Origin of the sequence: Elioraea tepidiphila DSM 17972 (genome assembly GCF_000378465.1) — a bacterium.
Classification (GTDB): Bacteria; Pseudomonadota; Alphaproteobacteria; order Acetobacterales; family Acetobacteraceae; genus Elioraea; species Elioraea tepidiphila.
In genome coordinates this window covers 15185-36067 of the sequence record NZ_KB899913.1, presented here as the reverse complement: position 1 = coordinate 36067, position 20883 = coordinate 15185, and the positions used below count along the sequence as shown (strand labels likewise).

The window sequence follows — 20883 nt, the reverse complement described above, 5'->3', positions numbered from 1 at the left end:
AGGCCGGCATTTCTGGTATGAACCGTCTCGTGCCGGCCCCGTCGGCCCGGCGGAGTTGACCCATGCACAGGCGTTCCATCCTGCTCGGCGCGGCGGCCTCGGCCCTCGCGGTCCCGACGTTCACCCGGGCCTCGGCGCTGCCGGCGGGCCTCGTCTTCGTGCTCGACAGCCGGGACGCCACGGTCAGCCTGATCGACGCCGCGCGCGGCGAGGTCGTCCGCAGGACGCCGACGCTGCGCGAGCCGCACCATCTCGTCTATTCGCCCGACCGGTCCGAGATCATCGTCGGCGACTCGGCCGGCAACGAGTTCCTGTTCCTCGAGCCCGATACCGGTGCGGTTCGGCGCACCCTGCGCGTCTCCAACCCCTACCACCTGCTGTTCAGCCCCGATTCGCAGTGGCTGACCGTGGCGAGCCTGCGCCGCAACCAGATCGACCTCTACCGCGCCGATGACCTCACGCTGGTGCACCGGCTCGCCATGCCGCGTCTGCCGAGCCACATCGCCTGGTCGCCCGACAGCCGCATCACCTACGTGACGCTGCAGAACAGCAACGCCCTGGTCGCGGTCGAGGCGGAGACCGCGCGGGTGCTCTGGCGCCAGCCGACCGGCGACACCCCGGCCGGCGTGGTGATGACCCGCGCGGGTCAAGTTCTGGTCGCCAACATGGGCGAGGACACGGTCAGCGTCATCGATCCTGAGACGGGACAGACGATCCGCAAGGTGCAGACCGGTGCGGGCGCGCACAACCTGTTCCTCTCCCCGGACCGGCTGTTCTTCTACGTCACGAACCGGGTGGCCGGCACGATCACCGCGCTGGATGCCGAGACCCTGACCCCGCTCCAGCACTTCCGCGCCCCCGGGGCGCCGGACTGCCTCGACTTCTCGCCGGACGGACGGCAGCTCTGGTTCACCCAGCGGGTGGGCAACCGGGTCGGCGTGATCGATGTCGAGACGGGCGCGCTGGTCGCGCAGATCCGTGTCGGCCGAAGCCCGCACGGCATCCTGTTCCATGCGATGGGCTAGGGTCCTTCTCGCGCTCCTCGTCCTCGCGGTCCCCGCGCGCGCCGAGACCTGCCGCTTCACGGTGTATCTGACGATCGACACGGGCTGGATGGATCGTGCCGAGCAGATCGCTGAGGTGATGCGCCGCCACGACGTGAAGGCGACGCTGTTCCTCGCCGACGAGCGGACGTATCGCGGCGACACGTCGCTCGCGGACTCCTGGGCCGAGTTCTGGCGCGCGCGCGTGGCCGAGGGCCACGCCTTCGGCAGCCACACGCTGCGGCACTGGTATTTCCGTGGCGATCTCGGAACGGATCGCGTGCGCTTCGTGCCATGGGGTGCGCGCGAGGGGACGACGCTGGATGCCGCGCAGATGTGCGCCGAGCTGCGCGCGGTCGAGGACCGGCTCAAGGCGATGACCGGGCGCGGCCTCGATCCGATCTGGCGCGCGCCGGGCGGGCGCACCACGCCGAACGCGCTGCGCTTCGCCGAAGCCTGCGGTTTCCGCCACATCGGCTGGACCGCGAACGGCTTCCTCGGCGACGAACTGCCCTCCGACCGGCACCCGAACCGTGCCCTGCTCGCCCAGAGCCTGCGCACGATCCGCGACGGCGAGGTGCTGGTGATGCACTGGGGCATCCGCTCGCGGCAGGAGAAATACGCCGACGTGTTCGAGGATCTGATCATCGGGCTGAAGTCGCGCGGCTTCTGCTTCGCGACCCTGACCGAACCGACCCCGCGCCTCACCGCAGAGGCTCAACGATGATCCAGGCGATCGCGGATGCCTATGTCGCGCTGAAGGAGGCGATCTTCGATCACGCGCTGCTGCCGACGCTCTACGCGGCCGGGCTGATGGCGTGGGAGGAGGATGCCTCCGAGTGGCTCGACTTCGCGCTGTTCGGCGCGCTCGCGGTGCTGGTGTCGATTCTGGTCTGCGCGCCGCTCGAACGCCTCCGCCCCGTGGAGAACTGGGAGGGCGAGCGCTCCACGGTCGGTACCGACGTCACCTACACGCTGCTCAACCGGCTCGGCCTCCTGCCGCTGTTCGCCTTCGTCATCCTCCAGCCGGTGGAGACCGCCTGGGCAGCGGGGCTCGCGCGGCTCGGCATCATCCCGCCGACGCTGGAGACGCTGCTCCCCGCCCTGCGCGACTGGCCGGTCGTCACCTTCCTGCTCTACGTCGTGATCCTCGACTTCGCCGAGTACTGGCGCCACCGCTTCCAGCATCGGTTCAACTGGTGGTGGGCGCTGCATTCGGTGCATCACGCGCAGCGCCAGATGACGTTCTGGACCGACGACCGCAACCATCTGTTCGACGACATCATCGCCGCGCTGTGGTTCGCCGGTGTCGCGACCCTGATCGGCGTGCCCCCCGGGCAGTTCCCGCTGCTGGTGCTGATCATGCGCGTGGCCGAGAGCCTCTCCCACGCGAATGTCCGGCTGGATTTCGGCCGGTTCGGACGGTTCGTGATCGTCTCCCCGCACTTCCACCGCGTCCATCATGCGCTCGACCACGACGCGGGCATGCCGGCGCGCGTGCACGGGACGAACTTCGCCGTGCTGCTGCCGATCTGGGACGTGATCTTCGGCACGGCGCGGTTCTCGCGCGGCTATCCGCGCACGGGTGATCTGTCGGGCAGCGAGCGTCTGGCCACCGGTTCGTGGTGGGGCACGCAGGTCGAGGGCGCGAAACGCCTCGCGCGTACGCTCGCGGGGCGTGAGGCCGGCCCTCACCCTGACCCTCTCCCGGTTGCGCGGGAGCGAGAACCCCGTGGCGACGCTGCGTCCCATCTCCCGCGTGCGGGAGAGGGCCAGGGTGAGGGCGCGCGTCAGAACCCCGCGCCGGGCTGAGCGAGATACGCCGTCTCCGCCTCGGTGCTCGCGCGCCCGAGTGCGGCGTTCCGATGCGGGAACCGCCCGAAGCGGCGGATCACGTCGAGATGCGCCTCGGCGTATTTCAGGTACTCGCCTTCGCCCACGCGTTCGCGGAACAGCCGCACCGAGAGTTCCTGGTCCGCGAGGTCCTCGCTGTGCTCGAACGGCAGATAGAGGAAGGCGCGACGGTCGATATCCCCCTCCAGATCCCAGCCGCGCTCCTGCACGATCCGGGCGATGCGCCGTGCCTCCGCGTCATGGGCGAAGGCGCGCGCGGTGCCGCGGAAGATGTTGCGCGGCACCTGGTCGAACAGCAGCACGAGTGCCAGCGCACCGTCGCGGTCGCCCTCCCAGCGCGCGAGATCGCCGCGCGCGGCCGCCGCCAGCGTCGGCCCCAGCACCGCGCGCACCTCCTCGTCGAAGGCCGTGCCGCCGTTGAACCATTTCGGCTTCGTCGCCGGGTGGAACCAGAACGCCAGCACGTCCTCCGGCGTGGTCGCGAAGCCCATGCTCACTCCCCCTCGACATACGGGTTGCGCGAACTGCGCAGCGTCAGCCGGATCGGCACGCCCTCGAGCCCCAGCGCCTCACGCAGCCCGTTCAGCAGGTAGCGCACATAGTCGTCCGGCAGCTTGCCGGTGCGCGTGCCGAACACGACGAAGCTCGGCGGACGCGCCTTGACCTGGGTGATGTAGCGCAGCTTCAGCCGCCGCCCGTCGACCAGCGGCGGCGGGTGGCGCTCGATCGCGGCGGCGAACCAGCGGTTCAGCGCACCGGTCGGCACGCGGCTGTTCCAGGCCTCGTAGGCCCTCCAGACCGCGGGCATGAGCTTGTCCACGCCCGCGCCGGACAGGGCCGAGAGCGGCACCACCGGCACGCCCCTGAGCTGGGCGAAGCCGGTCGCGAGCCGATCCGCGACGGCACGGCGAACCTCGCTGCGCTCCTTGACGGGCACGAGGTCCCATTTGTTCAGCGCCAGCACGAGCGCGCGCCCTTCGCGTTCGGCGAGGGTGGCGATGGCGATGTCCTGCGCCTCCAGCGGTGCGAGCGCATCCAGGACCAGCACCACCACCTCGGCCTCGCGCAGCGCGGCGATGGTGGCGGCGGTCGAGAGCTTCTCCAGCGTCTCGGTCACGCGCGCACGCCGTCGCAGCCCGGCCGTATCGACCAGTCGCACCAGCCGGCCCTCGGGGTCGCGCCAGGGGAGCGCGATCGCGTCGCGGGTGATGCCGGGCTCGGGGCCGGTGAGCAGCCGCTCCTCGCCGATCAGCCGGTTCACCAGGGTGGACTTGCCGGCATTCGGCCGTCCCACCACGGCGAGCCGCAGCGGACGCTCCGTGCCGGCATGACCTTCCTCGGCGGTCTCGGCTGGCGTCTCGGGCAACACCGCGCGCACGCGCTCGTGCAGCTCGCCGAGCCCCTCGCCGTGCTCGGCCGAGACCGCCACCGGCTCGCCGAAGCCGAGCGCGAAGGCATCGTAGTAGCCGCCCTCGCCGGCCCGTCCCTCCGCCTTGTTCACCACCAGGATCGCGGGTTTGCCGGTGCGCCTGAGCCAGGCGGCGAAGTACCGGTCGGCCGGGGTCAGCCCCTCGCGCCCGTCCACCACGAACAGCACGAGATCGGCGAGATCGACCGCGCGCGCCGAGCCCGCCGTCATCTTGCCCGCGACCGTCTCGGGCGGCGCCTCCTCCAGCCCCGCCGTGTCGACCAGCGTGACATCGCGCCCGCCGAGCACGGCATCCGCCTCCTTGCGGTCGCGCGTCACCCCGGGCGTGTCGTCGACGATCGCGATGCGCCGGCGCGCGAGCCGGTTGAACAGCGTCGACTTGCCCACGTTCGGGCGCCCGACGATGGCGACCACCGGGCGCATCGGGCTCAGCGCAGCGCGACCAGGGACGCGCCGTCCGTCAGCAGATAGACGGAGCCCGCGGCCGCCACGGGCGAGACGGTGACGCCGTCGGGCAGGGTCTGCCGCCCCAGGATCTCGCCCGTGTAGGGCGAGAGCGACAAGGCCTCGCCGCGGCTGGAGGCGACCACCAGCCGGTCGCCCACCAGCAGCGGCCCGGTCCAGGTGATGGGATTGCGGCGGCGCTCCTCGTCGCGGAAGCGCGGCAGGGGCGTGACCCACTTCACCCGCCCATCGGCGCGGCGCAGCGCGGCCACCTCCTCGGAGGCGCTGATCATGAAGATCCACTCGCCCGCCACCCAGGGGCTTTCGCGCCCGGGAATCTCGCGCTCCCAGACGCGCCGGCCGGAGCGCATGTCGATCGCCATGGTGACCCCGCCGGCGCCGGCGACGATGCCGCGCCCGCGGTCGATCGCCGGCCGGCCGCGCACCGCCGCGATGTCCGCGATCGAGGGCCGGCCGCGGATGCCGGCGATCCCCTCGGTCCAGAGCGCGCGGCCCGAGTCGAGCCGCAGCGCGGCGACGTCGCCGTTCAGGAACCCGGCCAGGATCATGCCGTCGGCGACCGCCGGCGCCGGCGCGCCCAGCAGCGTGGTCGTCTCGGCCGGGCCGCGATAGCTCCACTCCCGCTCGCCGGTCTCGGTGGCGAAGGCGAGCACCTGCCCCTCGACGGTCAGGACAATCACGCGGCCGTCAGCAACCGTCAGCGCGCCGCGCGTGGGCGTCGGCATCGGCTTGCGCCAGATCTCCGCACCGGTCGCGGCATCGAAGGCCATCACCTCGGCAAGCCCGGTGGCGACGAACACCCGCCCGTCGGCATAGCCGAGCCCGGCGCCGAGCAGGCTGCCGCGGTTGCGCGGCGGCCGCGCATCGGCGCGCCACACGGTCCGCCCGGTGGCGGCATCGAGCGCCGTCACCTCGGCGGTGGCATCGCAGGCATAGACCCGGCCATCGGCCACGATCGGCGTTGTCAGCAGCGGGCGCCGCTGCGACCCTCCGGTGCCGATCCCTGTGCGCCAGGCGACCTGCAAGCGGTCAGGGGCCGCGAGGTGCCCCATCACGTTCGAGGGCGTGCCGCCGGCCACCGGCCAGGCCGCGTTGGTCACCGGCGGCGGCAGCTCGACCGGCACGTCGGCGAGGCTCGGATCGGACGCGGCCTCGGCCTCGCCGGGCAGCACGGCGCGGCGTTCGCCCGGCAGCGGCTGCTTGGAGTCACCGAACGCCCAGTCCCAGATGCCGCAGCCCGTGGTGGCGAGCGGCAGGCCGGCGAGCAGCGAGCGGCGGGCAAGTCCCCGGGGGCGGTGCATGGTCAGCTCCCGAACGCGCCGAGCATTTCCCCGGCGCGCCTCCGCACCCCGTCGGGGGCCGCGCGATCCTCCGCCAGCGCCTCGAGCAGCCGCCGCGCCTCGGCACGGTCGCCGCGGCGCTCGGCCAGCACGGCCTGCAGCTCCATCGCCGAGTAGCGGAACGCGGCCCCGGGGGCGGCGAGTGGGGCGAGCCGGTCCGCGAGCGCGCGCGGATCGCCCGAATCCGCCTGGTGCAGGACCGCGAGCAGGGCGGCAAGATCGCGATAGAGGGGAGGGACGGCCGCGTCGCGGGCGAGCGTCTCGTACAGCGCGACGGCCTCCGCCGTCGCGCCCTGGCGCGCCTTCAGCCCGGCCTCGCGCAACCGCGCCAGCACGCGGTAGCCGGATGGCGCCTCGCGCGAGAGCTCGGCGAAGCCAGCCGCGGCGGCGGCCGCTTCGCCGCGATCCACCGCGGCCGCGGCCGCCAGGAACCGCTCCGCCGCCTGGGAGGCCTGCCGGTGCTCATACCAATGCCAGCCGCGCCAGCCCCCCACGCCGAGGATGATCCCGCCGGCCACCACCAGCACGATCCAGCCGTAGCGGTCCCAGAGCTTCTTCGCGCGCTCCTTGCGGAGGTCTTCCTCGATCTCGTCGAAGATGTCGGCCAATTCGCTGTCCCCTGGCCCGGCCGCGCGCGGGCGTCACCGGCCATCACGTCCAACCGCGCCCGCTTCTTTGTCCCGGCGCGCGGCGCGGGAACATATCCATCGCGGCCGGGGGGCGCAAATCGCGGCCGGTTAACCGGACCTCAACGGGACGTGGCCTGGAATGGCACCCATGCGCGCGCGTCTTCTCCTGCTGGTCCTGCTGGCCGGCGCCGGCTGCCGGTCCGAGATCGAGGGCACCCCGGTCTCGCTGATCGCGGCCGGCACCGTGGTGACGTCCTATGCCGTGCTCCAGCGCAGCCCGATCGACGCCGTCTATTCGCTGGTCACGGGCAAGGACTGCTCGTCGCTGCATCTGGAACGCCGCGGCGAGTATTGCCGCACGCGCGAGGTCGTGACCGCGCCCGCCTTCTGCACCCGCAGCCTCGCCACGGTGGATTGCTGGACCGAGACCGCCCCCTATGGCCCGCAGCGCGCGGTTGCCGACACGCCGGAACCGCGTGAACGCGAGTCGGTGCGGTGGTGGTAGCGGCACCGACAGGCCCACACTCCCATCCGGCCGTCCGGGCCGGCCGCTACCCCCCTCCCTGATCCATCCCCGATGGATTACGGATGGTGCGTGACAGACGCGTGACGGCGGAGGGGAGGCATGAACCGGATCGATCTCGACGGCCGCGTGGCGGTGGTCACAGGCGGCGCGCAGGGCATCGGCCGCGCGATCGCCGAGCGCATTGCGCGGAGCGGGGCGCGGGTCGAGATCTGGGATCTGGACGGGGCGATGGCCGCCTCGACCGCGGCCGCGATCGGCGAGGCCGCCCGGCCGCGTGCGGTGGACGTGACCGATCTCGATGCGGTCGAGGCCGCTGCCGCCGCCTGCGAGGCCGAGACCGGGCCGTGCGACATCCTCGTCACCTCGGCCGGCATCGCCGGGCCGAACGCCAGGACCTGGGAGTATCCGCTCTCCGAGTGGCACCGCATCATGCGCATCAACGTCGATGGCACGATGCATTGCTGCCGCGCCCTGCTGCCCGGCATGGTTGCGCGCAACTACGGCCGCGTCGTGCTGATCGCCTCGATCGCGGGCAAGGAGGGCAATCCGAACGCGGCTGCCTATTCGGCCTCGAAGGCCGCGGTGATCGCGCTGGCGAAATCGCTCGGCAAGGAGTGCGCGAACCACGACATCGCCGTGAACGCGATCACGCCGGCAGCCGCCCGCACGCGCATCTTCGACCAGATGAGCCCGCAGCACATCGAGTTCATGCTCTCCAAGATCCCGCGCGGCCGTTTCGTCGAGGTCACCGAGATCGCCGCGATGGTGGCCTGGCTCGTCTCGGCCGAGAACAGCTTCACCACCGGGGCGGTGTTCGACCTCTCGGGCGGCCGCGCGACCTACTGACGCGATGGCTCCGCCCTTCGCCCATGCCGGTGGTGTCGCGCCGCGCGCGGTCGGCCGCCTCGAGCGCGGCGACTGCGCAATCCACTACGAGGTCACGGGCGAGGGGCCGCCGATCGTGTTCGCGCACGGGCTGGGCGGCAATCACCTGTCGTGGTGGCAGCAGGTGGCGGCCTTCTGCCCGCGTTACACCTGCGTCAGCTTCAGCCATCGCGGGTTCTTCCCGTCCACGGCACCGGCAGCGGGCGTCGATCCCGCCGCCTATGCGCGCGATCTCGCGGCCCTGCTCGACCATCTCCGGCTTGAGCGCGTGCGCATCGTCGCGCAGTCGATGGGCGGGTGGACGGCGTTGAACTTCACCCTCGCGGCACCCGAGCGCGTGGTCGCGCTCGTGATGGCCGCGACCGCGGGACCGATCGACCTCGTGCGTGCGGACGCCTCGGGCGGCGCGGAGCTCGCGGCCTGGCGCGAGCGCGCTGGCTCGCGGAACGAAACGTTGGAGGCGGGTGTGCACCCCGCCATGGGTGCGCGCGCGGCAGCCGAGCAGCCCGCGCTGCACTACCTCTACCGCGCGCTCGACGCGCTGAGCGGGGGGCTCGACAAGGAGGCGCTGCGCAAGCGGCTGCACGCGGCGCGCGACAAGTCGCCGGAGGTGCTGGCGTCCGTCACGACGCCGACGCTCTGGATCACCGGCGAGGAGGACGTGGTGTTCCCGTCCTTCCTCGCGCCCGGGCTCGCAGCGCGGATGCCGAACGGGCGGCATATCTCCGTGCCGCGCGCGGGGCACTCTGCCTATTTCGAGCGCGCCAGCGTGTTCAACGAGGCGGTCGCGGCGTTCCTCGCCGAAGAGGGGTGACTCACGCCGGTTCGCGCTCGCGCTCGGCCATCATGCGCTTGAACGCGGGCCGGTCGTGGCAGGCGGCGAGCCACGCCTTGACGGCCGGTGCGGCCGCGAACAGTTCCGGCGCCGGCATGGCGTAGCGCGCCACCTCGGCCACATTGATGTCCGCCACGGTGAAGCGCCCGCCGACCATGAAGCCATTCGTCGCGAGATGCCGGTCGAGCACTGCGAAGGGTCCGCGCAGCGCCGCGATCGCGGCCTCCGCCACCGCCGGGTCACGCTCCCCGGGCGGCTTGCCGACGCGGTGATACAGGATCTGGATCGAGTGCGGCTCGACCTCGGTCGCGGCCCAGAGCGCCCACATGCCCATCTGACCGTCCTCGGCATGGTTCGCAGGTGCGAGCGGGCCGCCATGCTTGCGCGCGAGGTAGAGGTTGATCGCCAGCGACTCGTGCAGGATCAGCCCGTCATCATCGATCGAGGGCACATGCCCGTTCGGGTTGATCGCCAGGAACACGGGCGAGCGCGTGTTGAGCGGCGCGTCCGGCGCGTGCGGATCGGCCAGGCGATACGCCTGGATCACTGGCACGTGGCGGAACTCCAGGCCCAACTCATAGGCGAGCCAGAGAGTGCGCGAGGCGCGTGAACGATAGACGCCGTAGATCGTCAGCATGGCGAGTCCCCCGAAGCGCAACGATCGCCCTCGCGCGCGCGGGTCAAGGGAGGTGGCCTTGCAGCGGCGTACCGGCCGTGCACGATGGCGCCGCACTGCACCGGAGCCATGCCGTGAACGAAACCACCTGGCGCGCCCGCGCCGCGACGACGTTCGACTGCGAGAAGCGTCCCGCCACCGGCACGCGCGGCATGGTGGTGACCAACCACCCGCTCGCCTCCGCCGCGGGCGCCGAGATGCTGGCCGCGGGCGGCAACGCGGTGGATGCAGCCGTCGCGGCACTGTTCACGCTGACCGTGGTCGAGCCGATGATGGTTGGCATCCTCGGCGGCGGAATCACCCATCTGCGCCTGCCTGACGGCAGCCATCGGATCATCGACGGGCTGCCCACGGCACCGGCGGCGACGCGTCCGGACATCTACCGTCCGGTCTCCGAGACACTGCCGACCTATCTCGACACCGAGGGGCGCGAGAATGCGGTCGGCCCTAAGGCGACCGCCGCACCCGGCGCCTTGCCCGCCTGGTGCGAGACGCTGGAGCGCTTCGGCACGATGACGCTCGCGGACGTGATCGAACCCGCGATCCGACATGCGTCGCGCGGCTTCCGCATCACGCCGTTCCTGCACGAGTGCATCGCCGACACCGCGGCTGATCTCGCCAAGGATGCCGAGATCGCGCGGCTCTACCTGCCGGACGGCGCGCCGCTCGCTGCGGGCGCACGTCTGGTGCAGGGCGACTATGCCGAGGTGCTGCGCGACATCGTGCGCGAGGGGGTGGGCGCGCTGCACGGCGGTGCGCTCGGCCGCGCTGTCGCGGACCATTTCGGGCGCGTGGGTGGCTTCCTGAGCCTCGCCGACCTCGCTGGCTATCGTACGGCCGAGCGCGCGGTCGTGCGCGGCACCTATCGTGGGGTCGAAATCGTCGGCCCGCCACCGCCGTCGTCGGGCGGCGTGCACATCATCCAGATGCTGAACATCCTGGAGGGCTACGACATCCGCAGCCTCGGCTTCGGCACGGCCGCGACGCTGCACCTGATCGCCGAGGCGCTGAAGATCGCCTTCGCCGACCGCAAGGCCGCGACCGGCGATCCGGCCTTCGTGGCGACGCCGGTCGCGCGGCTGCTCGACAAGGCGTATGCGGCGGAGCGGCGCGCGGCGATCGATCCCGATCGCGCGCAGGCGTGGAGTGCCGCGGTGGCGATGCTGGAGTCCGCGAACACCACGCACATCACCGTGGCCGATGCGGACGGCCGCATCGTCTGCTCGACCCAGACCATCAACAGCCTGTTCGGCGCGCGCATCATCGTGCCTGGCACGGGCATGGTGGCGAACAACCACATGTACCTGTTTGATCCGCACCCGGGCCATGCGCTGTCGATCGCGCCGGGCAAGCGCGTGACCACCTCGATGTCGCCGATGATCGCATTCGCGGGCGGGCGGCCGCGCTATGCGCTCGGCCTGCCGGGCGGATTGCGCATCTTCGGCTCGGCGATGCAGGCGTTCCTCAACCTGATCGACCACGGCATGACGTTGCAGGAGGCGGTCGAGGCGCCGCGGCTCTGGACCCAGGGCCATACCGTGGAGGTCGAGGCGGCCGTGCCCGAGCCGGTGCGCGACGGGTTGCGCGGGCGCGGACACGCGATCGTCGTGCTGCCGCATGTCGCGAGCGGGATGAATGCGATCGAGTTCCACGACGACGGGACGATGACGGGGGCGGCATGCTGGCGCGCCGACGGCACGCCGATCGGTGTCAGCGGCGGCCATGCGCGCAAGGGGGTCCGGTTCTGGCCGGATCGGGCAAAACCCGCCTGACGCCTGGCGCGCGGTCGCCCCGCCGACCCGGCGCGCCTTACACGTCCAGGTTCGCAACCTTCAGCGCGTTCTCGACGATGAACTCGCGCCGCGGCTCGACCACGTCGCCCATCAGCGTGGTGAACACATCGCCCGCCTCCTCGGCCGCACCGATGCGCACCTGAAGCAAGCTGCGGTTGGCCGGATCGAGCGTGGTCTCCCAGAGCTGATCGGGATTCATCTCGCCCAGCCCCTTGAAGCGCTGGATCGTGAGCCCCTTGCGGCCGGTCTCGGTGACCGCCTCGGTCAGCCCGACCGGCCCGGCAACGCTGCGCTCGATGCTGCCCGCGCGCCACACGGCGGGGCGTGACCACAGCGCGGCAAGCTCGGCCCGCTCGCCGTCCAGTCTCCGCGCCTCCGCGCTCTGCAACAGCGTGCCGTCGAGCACGTAGCGCTCGGTGACGCCGCGCAGCGTGCGGCTGAACACCATCGCCCCGTCCTGGGCCACACCGCGCCAGCCGCGATCGGTCTCGCGCTCCAGCGCATCGAGCCGGCGCGCCAGTGTGGCCGCCATCTCGCCAGCGCGGGCTCGGTCGGACAGCAACGCGAGCGAAAGCCCGCCCGCGATCGCCGCCTGTTCGATCAGCGGCGCCGGTGCCGCCGCGGCCAGGCGCAGGATCGCGCCACGCTCCGCGCGCGCCCGATCGACGACCGTCCGCAGCGCCTCGCCGGCGAGCGGTTGGCCGTCGGCCGGCGTCAGGCTCGCGCCATCGAGCGCCCGCTCGACCAGGAAGGCCTCCAGCGCGCGATCGTCCTTCAGGTAGCGCTCCTCGTTGCCGCGCTTGGCGCGATAGAGCGGCGGCTGGGCGATGTAGAGATGCCCGCGCTCCACCAGCTCGGGCATCTGGCGGAAGAAGAACGTGAGCAGCAGCGTACGGATGTGCGAGCCGTCCACATCCGCGTCCGTCATGATGACGATCTTGTGGTAGCGCAGCTTCGAAATGTCGAACCCGCCTTCTTCCGGTGCGCCTCGGCCGATGCCGGTGCCGAGCGCGGTCACCAACGTGCCGATTTCGGCCGAGTTCAGCATCCGGTCGAAGCGCGCGCGCTCGACGTTCAGGATCTTGCCCCGCAACGGCAGGATCGCCTGGAAAGCGCGGTTGCGGCCCTGCTTCGCGGAGCCGCCGGCGCTGTCGCCCTCGACGATGAAGAGTTCCGAGAGCCGCGGATCCCGCTCCTGGCAGTCGGCGAGCTTGCCCGGCAGCGAGGAGACATCGAGCACGCCCTTCCGGCGCGTCAGTTCGCGTGCCTTGCGCGCCGCCTCGCGCGCGGCCGCCGCCTCCGCCATCTTGCCCAGGATGCGCTTGGTTTCCGTCGGATGCGTCTCGAACCAGTGCGACAGCGCGTCGGCCACCAGCGCCTGCACGACGGGCTGCACCTCCGAGGAGACGAGCTTGTCCTTCGTCTGCGAGGAGAATTTCGGATCGGGCACCTTCACCGAGAGGACGCAGGTCAGCCCCTCGCGCATGTCCTCGGCCTGGATCTCGACCTTGTCCTTGCGCGAGAGCACCTCGGGTGCCACGCGGTTGATCGTGCGCGTCAGCGCCGCACGGAAGCCGGCGAGATGCGTCCCGCCGTCGCGCTGGGGGATGTTGTTGGTGAAGCAGAGCATCGTCTCGGTGTAGCTGTCGTTCCAGGACAGCGCCATTTCGACGATGATTCCGTCGCGCTCGGCGCGGAACGCGATCGGCTGCTCGATCAGCGGCTTGTGCGCGCGGTCGAGATACTGCTGGAAGGCCACCAGCCCGCCCTCATAGCGGAGCTCGTGACGCACCGGCGGGACATGGCGCGCGTCGGTCAGCACGATCGCGACCCCCGAGTTGAGGAAGGCGAGCTCCCGCAGGCGACGCTCCAGACGGGCGAAGTCGAACTCGGTGTTGGTGAACACCGAAGGGCTCGGCAGGAAAGTCACCTGCGTGCCGGTGCGGCCAGGCGGATCGGCCGGCCCCACGACCGCGAGCGGCGCCTCCGGCTCGCCACCATCGACGAAGCGCATGTAATGCTCGGCGCCATTGCGCCAGACCCGCACTTCGAGCCAGTCCGACAGAGCGGTGACGACCGAGACGCCCACCCCGTGCAGCCCGCCCGAGACCTTGTAGCTGTTCTGGTCGAACTTGCCGCCGGCGTGCAGCGTGGTCATCACCACCTCGACCGCGCTCACACCCTCCTCGGGGTGGATGTCGGTCGGAATGCCGCGGCCGTCATCGGCGACCGTGACCGAACCGTCGCCGTTCAGCGTCACCTCGACGCGCGTTGCATGACCCGCCAGCGCCTCGTCGATGGCGTTGTCGACCACCTCGAACACCATGTGGTGCAGGCCCGAGCCGTCATCGGTGTCGCCGATATACATGCCCGGCCGCTTGCGCACGGCGTCGAGCCCTCGGAGCACGCGGATCGAGGCCGCGGAGTAGGTGCCTTCGGGCGTGGGTGGAATCGCCCGGGCGGGTTCGCTCATCGCGTTGATTTTCCTGCGTTTTTCCCGCTGTCCCGCGGGAATGGCATTATACCCCGGATGCGCCCGGAAGGGCAGGCCCGAGAGCCATCGGATCGAGCATGCCTCCTTCCACGCGGAAGGCCTCCGCGACGGCGGCGAGAGGCGCGAAGACGCGGCCCTCCATGCCGGTCAGGAAAGCCTGTGCGGGAAGGGCAGCGAGGGCCGTGAACAGGGCCTCGCGGCGGGGCTCATCCAGGTGGGCGGCCACCTCGTCCAGCAGCAGGATCGGCGCGAAGCCGCGCGCTTCGGCGATGAGCGCGGCGTGGCCGAGGACCACCGAAACCAGCAACGCCTTCTGCTCGCCGGTCGAGCAGAGTGCGGCCGGCAGGTTCTTCGGTCCGTGGATCAGGGCGAGATCGGCGCGGTGCGGCCCGATCCGCGTTGTGCCCGACGCCGCATCGGCGCCGCGCCCCTCGCGCAGCCGCGCCCGCAGCGCCTCCTCGGCGGCGAGGGCGGGGCCACTGTCCAGCGCCGCGGCCCAGTCGCAGGCAACCTCGGCGCGCGCTGCCGGAAACGCGCCGGCGATTCCGCCCGCCAGCACGTGGTTGAGCCGCGCGACCAGCCCGCGCCGCGCCGCCGCGACCGCGATGCCATGGCGCGCCATCGCGTCCTCCAGCCCGTCCAGCCAGGCCGGATCGGCGCGGCCGGCGAGCAGGCGGTTCCGTTCGGCGAGCGCGGTCTCGTAGGCAGCGACCTCGCGCGCATGTCCGGGCTCGATCGCCCAGACCAGCCGGTCGAGGAAGCGCCGTCGTGCTGATGCGCCGTCCTGGAACAGCCGGTCCATCTGCGGGGTGAGCCATACCGCGGCGACGCGCGCGGCGATCTCGGCCTGGCTGCGCGGGGCCGCGCCGTCGAGCAGGAACGTGCGTCGGGTCGCGCCCGCCTCCTCGACGCCGGTGCCGAGGTCGAGTGGCCCTTCGGGCGTCGTGAACCGACCGGCGACAGCCCAGGCCGCGGCGGTGCTGCCATCGGGCTCGCGGCGGGCGAACTCCGCCAGCCGCGCGCCGCGCAGCCCGCGCCCCGGCGTCAGCAGGCTGATCGCTTCGAGCAGATTGGTCTTGCCCGCGCCGTTCTCGCCGACCAGCACCGCGATCGGTGCGGCGAAGCGCGCCGTCAGCGCCGTGTAGGAGCGGAACCGCGTGAGCGTGAGCCGCGTCAGCGCGAGCGCGGGAGCCATGGTGCGAGCAGGGCAGACTGTTGCGATGCCGACTTGACGACGCGCGGCCAGAAAGGAGATAGTATCGAAACAGCAATAGGAGGCCCACCATGGCGCTCGCCGCCGCGAAGCCGGCCGCTTCGGTGTCGAAGATGCCGCCGCCGCTCTCCGCCTTCCGCTCCTTCCCCCTGCACAAGCGCCCGGCCTTCGACTGGCATGTGCATCCGCGTAACTTCGGCGCCACGCGCTCGAGCGGCCGCAAGCACGCCGGCTGCGATCTCTACGCGCCGACGGGCACGAAGGTGCTGGCGGTCGCCGACGGGACGATCATCGGCTTCGGGCGCTTCACCGTCGTGCCGGCGTTCCCGGAACTGGTCGGTGCGATCGAGGTCGAGCACGAGGGCGGCTGGATCGCGCGCTACTGCGAGGTCGGGCGCAAGCTCGCCGGCGCCCTCAAGGTCGGCAGCAGCGTGAAGGCGGGCGAGGTCATCGGCGAGATCGGCCATCTGATGCACAAGCTGCCGATCCCCTCGGACATGCTGCATTTCGAGCTCTACGGCGGCTGGGAGACCGGATCGCTCAGCCGGCCGGGCGTCGGGGCGTTCCACCGGCGCGCCGACCTCCTCGATCCGACCGCCTATCTCGACGCCTGCGCCCCGCCAGCCTGAGGCGGGGTCACACCCGCATCGGCATCAGCACGTAGACCGCGCTCGCATCGCCCTCGGCGCGGATCAGCGTCGGTGCGGTGTGGTCGTGGAACGCGAACTCCACGCGCGAGGCATCGCCGATCGTCTCGGTGATGTCGCGCAGGTAGCGCGCCTGGAAGCCGATCTCGATCGGGGTGGCGTCGTATTCGAGCCGGTCGCGCTCGATCTCCTCCTCCGCGCGGCCCTGGTCGGGGCTCGCGGCCGAGAGCGTCAGCCCCTCCTTCGCGATCGCGAGCTTCACCGGGCGCGACCGTTCGGACGAGATCGCCGCCACCCGGTCCACCGCCTCGGCGAAGTCCTTCTTGGCGATGCGCAGGAACTTGTCGTTGTCGCGCGGGATCACCCGCTCGTAGTCGGGGAAGGTGCCGTCGATCAGTTTGCTGGTGAGCGTGACCGTGCCGAGCTCGAAGCGGATGCGGGTCTCGGAGAGCGAGATCCGGATCTCGTCCTGGCCGGGCACATCCTCGGCGAGCTTGCGCAGCTCGAACACCGTCTTGCGCGGCACGATCACGCCCGGCATGCCGGCGGCCCCTTCGGGCAGCGGTTCCTCGACCCGCGCGAGCCGGTGCCCGTCGGTCGCGACCGCGCGCAGCACCTTCACGCCGTCGCTCTCGGTCGCATGGAGGTAGATGCCGTTCAGGTAGTAGCGCGTCTCCTCGGTCGAGATCGCGAACTTGGTGCGGTCGATCAGGTCGCGCAGCACCCCGGCCTTCAGCCCGAAGCTGTGGGGCAGGGCGCCGTCCTGGATCGCGGGGAAGTCCTCCACCGGCAGGCAGTTCAGGCTGGTCGCGAACCGGCCGGAGCGCAGCGCGAGCGGCGCATCCCCGCCGGGATGGTCGAGCTCCACTGTCGCGCCTTCGGGCAGCTTGCGCACGATCTCGTAGAGGGTGGCTGCCGGGGCGGTCGCGGCGCCGTTGCGCATGACTTCGGCCGGCACCTGCTCGACCGCAGCGATCTCCATGTCGGTGGCGGCCAGCGTCAGCGCCCCGTCCTTGGCGCGGATCAGCACATTCGCCAGGATCGGGATGGTGTTGCGCTTCTCGACCACGTTCTGGACGTGCGCCAGCGCCTTCATCAGCGTCGAGCGATCGACCTTCAGTTTCATGACCACCCCAGACGAAACGCGGCCGGGAACCGGCCGGCGACGGACCCCGCGACTCGGGCCGGGGACTATAGCAACCGCGTGAGGGGGGGTTAAGCGCGGCGGTGGGCGCGCCGGCCCGGGCGGCCCCGCTCAGCTCTCCAGCATGCGCCGCAGCAGCTCGACATCCTCGGCCAGGGCGGGGTCCTTCTGCATCAGCTCGGCCACCCGCGAGCAGGCATGCATCACCGTGGTGTGGTCGCGGTTGCCGAACTTGCGCCCGATCTCCGGGAGCGAGCGGCTGGTGAGCTGCTTGGCGAGGAACATCGCGATCTGGCGCGGCCGGGCGACCGCGCGCGCGCGCCGGGCCGAGGACATGTCGGTGAGGCGGATGCTGAAATGCTCGGCCACCCGCTTCTGGATCTCCTCGATGGTCACGCGCCGGTCATGCGCGCGCAGCAGGTCGTGCAGCACCTCCTGCGTGCTCTCGAGGGTGATCGGCCGGCCGACCAGCTGGGCATGCGCCACCACCCGGTTCAAGGCACCTTCGAGGTCACGCACATTGGTGGTGATCTTGTGCGCCATGAACTCCATCACCTTCTGCGGCACGCTGACACCCTGCAGCGCCGCCTTGGCCTGGAGAATGCCGATGCGCAGCTCGTAGGTGGTGGCGTGGATGTCCGCGACCATGCCGCAGCCGAGCCGCGTGCGCAGCCGCTCCTCGATGCCCGAGAGGTCCGAGGGCGACTTGTCGGCCGAGACGACGATCTGCTTGCCCGCATCCACCAGCGCGTTGAAGGTGTGGAAGAACTCCTCCTGCGTGCTGTCCTTGCCGATCAGGAACTGCAGGTCGTCGATCATCAGCACATCGACGCCGCGCAGGGTCTCCTTGAACTCGACCGATGACTGGCTGCGGATCGCCGAGATGAAGCGGTACATGAACTTCTCGGCCGACATGTAGGCGACCGAGCGCGACGGTGCGCGGTCGCGGATCGCCCAGGCGATCGCGTGCATCAGATGGGTCTTGCCCAGGCCGACGCCGCCGTACAGGAACAGCGGATTGAATCCAGCGAGCGGTCCGCCTTCGGCGACGCGGCGGGCGCAGGCATAGGCGAATTCGTTCGGCTTGCCGACCACGAAGCTGCCGAAAGTGAAGCGCGGATCGAGGGGGCCGGTCAGCTCGCTGCGGGCATCGATGCGCACGCCATCGATCCGTGCCGTCTCGGCCGGGCGTTGCGGTGGCGGCAGGGGCACCGAGATCGTCGGCGCCGCCATGGTGGGGGGCGGCGCGACCGGTTCGGCCAGGCCGGTCGGTGCGGCGCCGATGCGCAGCTCCACGCGGCGGATGCGCCCGTTCTCGGCCGCCCAGAGCGCGCGCAGCCGGTCGCCGTAATGTGCGCGCACCCAGTCGCGCAGGAAACGCGTGGGCAGAACGATGGTGACCTCATCCTCGGTCACCTCCGCGAGTGTCATCTGGCGCAGCCAGGTGCGGTACTCGACCTCGCCGACCTCATCGCGCAGACGCCCGCGCACGCGTGCCCATTGTCCCCCGATCTCCCCGTCGATCCGCGACACGAGCAGTCCGCCTCTTTCCACGGTTCCAATCCGCACGGTGATGGCGATGAGGTCGCGAGAGGTGCGCCCGAACTCAAGGGCGATCCGGTCCCGCCATCGCAAGAGGAGGTATTTAGAGAACTCGGCGGGGCGGATGCAAATGATTATTTGCGGTGATGTTACGTTTCAAAGACAAGCCCTAAGTTGTTGTTCATCGTTACTTGGGCATGCCTGGCCTCGACGGGCCGCTCACGGCCCCGCTCCCCGATTGCGTGCAAGCCTAGACCGCGTCGTGATGACGGGCAACGGGGGCGAAACGCGAACCGTGCGCGCGTGCGTGACACGCACGCGATGTGTCAGCCTTGCGCGCCGATCGCCTTGATGCGCTTGGAAAGCCGCGCCAGCTTGCGCGCCACCGCGTTGCGGTGCACGAGCCCCTTCGACGAGGCGCGCATCAGCTCGGGCGTGAGCGTGCTGAGCGCGGTACGCGCATCGTCCTGTGCCCCGCCCGCGATCGCCTGCTCGACCTTCTTCACGAAGGTGCGCAGCCGCGACTGCGCCGACTTGTTGCGCGCGGTGCGCTTCGCAATCTGCCGGATGCGCTTCTTCGCCGAAGCCGTGTTCGCCATGGGTCGTCCGTCCGCAAAAGGGAATGCCGCCGCAGGCCTCGCCCGCGACGGAAGCGCGGGTTCCTACACGCCCATCCCGGACCCGTCAAGGCGAGGGGCAAGCCCGCTCAGCGATGGGAGAAAACGGCCTTTCGCTTCTCGGCGAAGGCCGTCATGCCCTCCTTCTGGTCGGCGAGCGCGAAGCAGGACTGGAACAGGCGACGTTCGAACCGCACACCTTCGGAGAGTGTGGTCTCGAACGCGCGGTTGACGGCATCCTTCGCCATCGCCACCGCAGGGCGCGACAGCCCGGCGATCCGCTCCGCGACCTTCACCGCCTCCTCCACCAGCGCGGTGGCCGGCACGATCCGCGAGACAAGTCCCGCGCGTTCGGCCTCCTCGGCGTCCATCATGCGGCCGGTGAGAATCATCTCCATCGCCTTCGACTTGCCCACCGCGCGGGTCAGGCGCTGCGTGCCGCCGGCGCCCGGAATCACGCCGAGGTTGATCTCCGGTTGGCCGAACTTCGCCGTATCCGCGGCGAGGATGAAATCGCACATCATCGCCAGTTCGCACCCGCCACCGAGCGCGAACCCCGCCACCGCCGCGATCACCGGCTTGCGGATCGTCAGCACCGTCTCCCAGCGATTGCCGATGAAGTCGTCGGCCACGACGTCGATGAAGGCCTTGTCCTTCATCTCCTTGATGTCGGCGCCGGCGGCGAACGCCTTCTCGCTGCCGGTGAGCACGATCGCGCCGACTGCCTCATCCGCGTCGAACGCGCGCAGCGCGCTGCCGAGTTCTACCATCAGCTGATCGCACAGCGCGTTCAGCGCCTTCGGCCGGTTGAGCGTGATCAGGCCCACCGCGCCGCGCGTCTCGACCAGGATCATCTCGTAGGCCATGGAACCTCCTCGGCGGATGCTGCGTCGCGGCAAGCCCTACTCAACGCTGGGTGCGAGGGCAATAGAAGGTGCTGCGCGCACCCTGCACCTCCACCTTGATCCCGTTGCACGCGGGCGGGCCGGGGCAGCGCTCGCAGGGCTCGCCGGCGCGGCCGTAGACCTTCCACGCGTGCTGGAAATAGCCGAGCTCGCCGGTCGCCTGCCGATAGTCGCGCAAGGACGATCCACCGGCCGCGATCGCCTCCGCGAGCGTCGCCTTGATCGCCGGCACGAGCCGTTCGGCGCGCGCTCCCGCCACCGTATACGCCGAGCGCTTCGGCGAGATCCCGGCGCGGAACAGCGCCTCGCACACATAGATGTTGCCGAGCCCGGCGACCGTGCCCTGGTCCATCAACGCTGCCTTGATCGGCGTGCGTCGTCCCTTCAGCGCGGCCGACAACAGCTCTGGCGTGAATGCTTCGTCCAGCGGCTCGGGCCCGAGCGCGGCAAGTCGCGGATGCGTCGCTTCCTTGTCCGTGTCCATCAGATCGAGACTGCCGAACCGCCGCGGATCGACAAATCCGACACGCCAGCCGCGCTCGGTCTCGATCACCACGTGTTCGTGCGGGGTCTCGGGCGGCATCTCGCCGGGTGCGGTCAGGGTCACGCGCCCGGACATGCCGAGATGCCAGAGCAGGGTGCGCCCGCCCTCGATCCGCATCAGGATGTACTTGCCCCGACGCGCGAAGCCGATCACGCGCCTGCCGACCAGCGCCTGGCCGAGCCCGGGCGGCAAGGGCCAACGCAGATCCGCGCGGTTCACCGCGACGCGCGCGATCCGTTCGCCGACCAGCCGCGCCGCCAGCCCGCGCATCACCGTCTCGACCTCCGGCAGCTCCGGCATGC

General features: G+C 71.1%; 20 protein-coding genes. 8 read left to right on the top strand and 12 right to left on the bottom strand.

Features of this window, described 5'->3' with window-relative positions; translation table 11 throughout:
• Positions 1-62 precede the first annotated feature (62 nt).
• The 3 genes from F563_RS0104320 to F563_RS21530 are packed head-to-tail and all read left to right on the top strand — an operon-like array spanning position 63 to position 2855.
• Positions 63-1025, top strand: a complete 963-nt coding sequence (locus F563_RS0104320; protein WP_019013417.1) for a YVTN family beta-propeller repeat protein — start codon at positions 63-65, stop codon at positions 1023-1025.
• Positions 1012-1770 carry a polysaccharide deacetylase family protein gene (locus tag F563_RS0104315; RefSeq protein ID WP_019013416.1) on the top strand — a complete coding sequence of 253 codons (759 nt, stop codon included), beginning with the start codon at positions 1012-1014 and terminating at the stop codon, positions 1768-1770. Before F563_RS0104320 ends, F563_RS0104315 begins: the two co-directional genes overlap by 14 nt.
• On the top strand, positions 1767-2855 hold the full coding sequence (locus F563_RS21530) for a sterol desaturase family protein (RefSeq protein WP_019013415.1): 1089 nt from the start codon (positions 1767-1769) through the stop codon (positions 2853-2855). The genes F563_RS0104315 and F563_RS21530 overlap by 4 nt, the downstream gene beginning before the upstream one ends.
• On the opposite strand, the gene F563_RS0104305 is transcribed toward F563_RS21530, so the two are convergent.
• Genes F563_RS0104305 through F563_RS0104290 form a run of 4 tightly spaced genes read right to left on the bottom strand, consistent with a single transcriptional unit; the run spans position 2834 to position 6739 of the window.
• Entirely contained in the window at positions 2834-3388 is a 555-nt protein-coding gene (locus F563_RS0104305) for a DUF924 family protein (RefSeq protein WP_019013414.1), read from the bottom strand. The two genes, F563_RS21530 and F563_RS0104305, sit on opposite strands and share 22 nt — an antisense overlap.
• 2 nt (positions 3389-3390) lie before the next feature.
• On the bottom strand, positions 3391-4749 hold the full coding sequence (gene der / locus F563_RS0104300) for a ribosome biogenesis GTPase Der (protein ID WP_019013413.1): 1359 nt from the start codon (positions 4747-4749) through the stop codon (positions 3391-3393).
• Positions 4750-4754: 5 nt separating this feature from the next.
• The gene (locus F563_RS0104295) at positions 4755-6092 is read right to left on the bottom strand and encodes an outer membrane protein assembly factor BamB family protein (RefSeq protein WP_019013412.1); all 1338 of its coding nucleotides are present in this window, start codon (positions 6090-6092) and stop codon (positions 4755-4757) included.
• 2 nt (positions 6093-6094) lie between these two features.
• Positions 6095-6739 carry a tetratricopeptide repeat protein gene (locus F563_RS0104290; protein ID WP_019013411.1) on the bottom strand — a complete coding sequence of 215 codons (645 nt, stop codon included), beginning with the start codon at positions 6737-6739 and terminating at the stop codon, positions 6095-6097.
• Between the two features lie 169 nt (positions 6740-6908).
• On the opposite strand from F563_RS0104290, the gene F563_RS0104285 reads away from it, so the two are divergent.
• The 3 genes from F563_RS0104285 (at position 6909) to F563_RS0104275 (ending at position 8985) form a co-directional block, all read left to right on the top strand.
• Positions 6909-7265, top strand: coding sequence for a hypothetical protein (locus F563_RS0104285; RefSeq protein WP_026299323.1), 357 nt, complete (start codon positions 6909-6911; stop codon positions 7263-7265).
• 120 nt (positions 7266-7385) lie between these two features.
• Positions 7386-8132, top strand: a complete 747-nt coding sequence (locus F563_RS0104280) for an SDR family NAD(P)-dependent oxidoreductase (RefSeq protein WP_019013409.1) — start codon at positions 7386-7388, stop codon at positions 8130-8132.
• A 4-nt stretch (positions 8133-8136) separates the two neighbouring features.
• Complete coding sequence (locus F563_RS0104275; protein WP_019013408.1) at positions 8137-8985, top strand: alpha/beta fold hydrolase; 849 nt, start codon at positions 8137-8139, stop codon at positions 8983-8985.
• Between the two features lies 1 nt (position 8986).
• Here F563_RS0104275 and F563_RS0104270 read toward each other — a convergent pair whose 3' ends face one another.
• On the bottom strand, positions 8987-9643 hold the full coding sequence (locus F563_RS0104270; protein ID WP_019013407.1) for a glutathione S-transferase family protein: 657 nt from the start codon (positions 9641-9643) through the stop codon (positions 8987-8989).
• A gap of 113 nt (positions 9644-9756) precedes the next feature.
• Here F563_RS0104270 and ggt point away from each other — a divergent pair, with 113 nt between their 5' ends.
• On the top strand, positions 9757-11454 hold the full coding sequence (ggt, locus tag F563_RS0104265) for a gamma-glutamyltransferase (protein ID WP_035574716.1): 1698 nt from the start codon (positions 9757-9759) through the stop codon (positions 11452-11454).
• Between the two features lie 37 nt (positions 11455-11491).
• On the opposite strand, the gene gyrB is transcribed toward ggt, so the two are convergent.
• Together gyrB and recF are read right to left on the bottom strand one after the other, a co-directional pair.
• Positions 11492-13948, bottom strand: coding sequence for a DNA topoisomerase (ATP-hydrolyzing) subunit B (gene gyrB, locus F563_RS0104260; protein ID WP_019013405.1), 2457 nt, complete (start codon positions 13946-13948; stop codon positions 11492-11494).
• Positions 13949-13994: 46 nt separating this feature from the next.
• Positions 13995-15164: a DNA replication/repair protein RecF gene (recF, locus tag F563_RS0104255; RefSeq protein WP_019013404.1), complete on the bottom strand. Its 1170-nt coding sequence runs from the start codon at positions 15162-15164 to the stop codon at positions 13995-13997.
• 89 nt (positions 15165-15253) lie between these two features.
• Between recF and F563_RS0104250 the strand changes: the two genes are divergently transcribed.
• Positions 15254-15811, top strand: coding sequence for a M23 family metallopeptidase (locus F563_RS0104250; protein WP_019013403.1), 558 nt, complete (start codon positions 15254-15256; stop codon positions 15809-15811).
• Positions 15812-15818: 7 nt separating this feature from the next.
• Here F563_RS0104250 and dnaN read toward each other — a convergent pair whose 3' ends face one another.
• From dnaN to mutM, 5 genes are all read right to left on the bottom strand, one after another.
• Entirely contained in the window at positions 15819-16955 is a 1137-nt protein-coding gene (gene dnaN, locus F563_RS0104245) for a DNA polymerase III subunit beta (RefSeq protein ID WP_019013402.1), read from the bottom strand.
• Positions 16956-17084: 129 nt separating this feature from the next.
• Positions 17085-18512: a chromosomal replication initiator protein DnaA gene (gene dnaA, locus F563_RS0104240; RefSeq protein WP_408870185.1), complete on the bottom strand. Its 1428-nt coding sequence runs from the start codon at positions 18510-18512 to the stop codon at positions 17085-17087.
• 329 nt (positions 18513-18841) lie between these two features.
• The gene (rpsT, locus tag F563_RS0104235; RefSeq protein ID WP_019013400.1) at positions 18842-19114 is read right to left on the bottom strand and encodes a 30S ribosomal protein S20; all 273 of its coding nucleotides are present in this window, start codon (positions 19112-19114) and stop codon (positions 18842-18844) included.
• Between the two features lie 107 nt (positions 19115-19221).
• The gene (locus tag F563_RS0104230; RefSeq protein WP_019013399.1) at positions 19222-19998 is read right to left on the bottom strand and encodes an enoyl-CoA hydratase; all 777 of its coding nucleotides are present in this window, start codon (positions 19996-19998) and stop codon (positions 19222-19224) included.
• A 40-nt stretch (positions 19999-20038) separates the two neighbouring features.
• Positions 20039-20881 carry a bifunctional DNA-formamidopyrimidine glycosylase/DNA-(apurinic or apyrimidinic site) lyase gene (gene mutM, locus F563_RS0104225; protein WP_019013398.1) on the bottom strand — a complete coding sequence of 281 codons (843 nt, stop codon included), beginning with the start codon at positions 20879-20881 and terminating at the stop codon, positions 20039-20041.
• Positions 20882-20883: the final 2 nt, after the last annotated feature.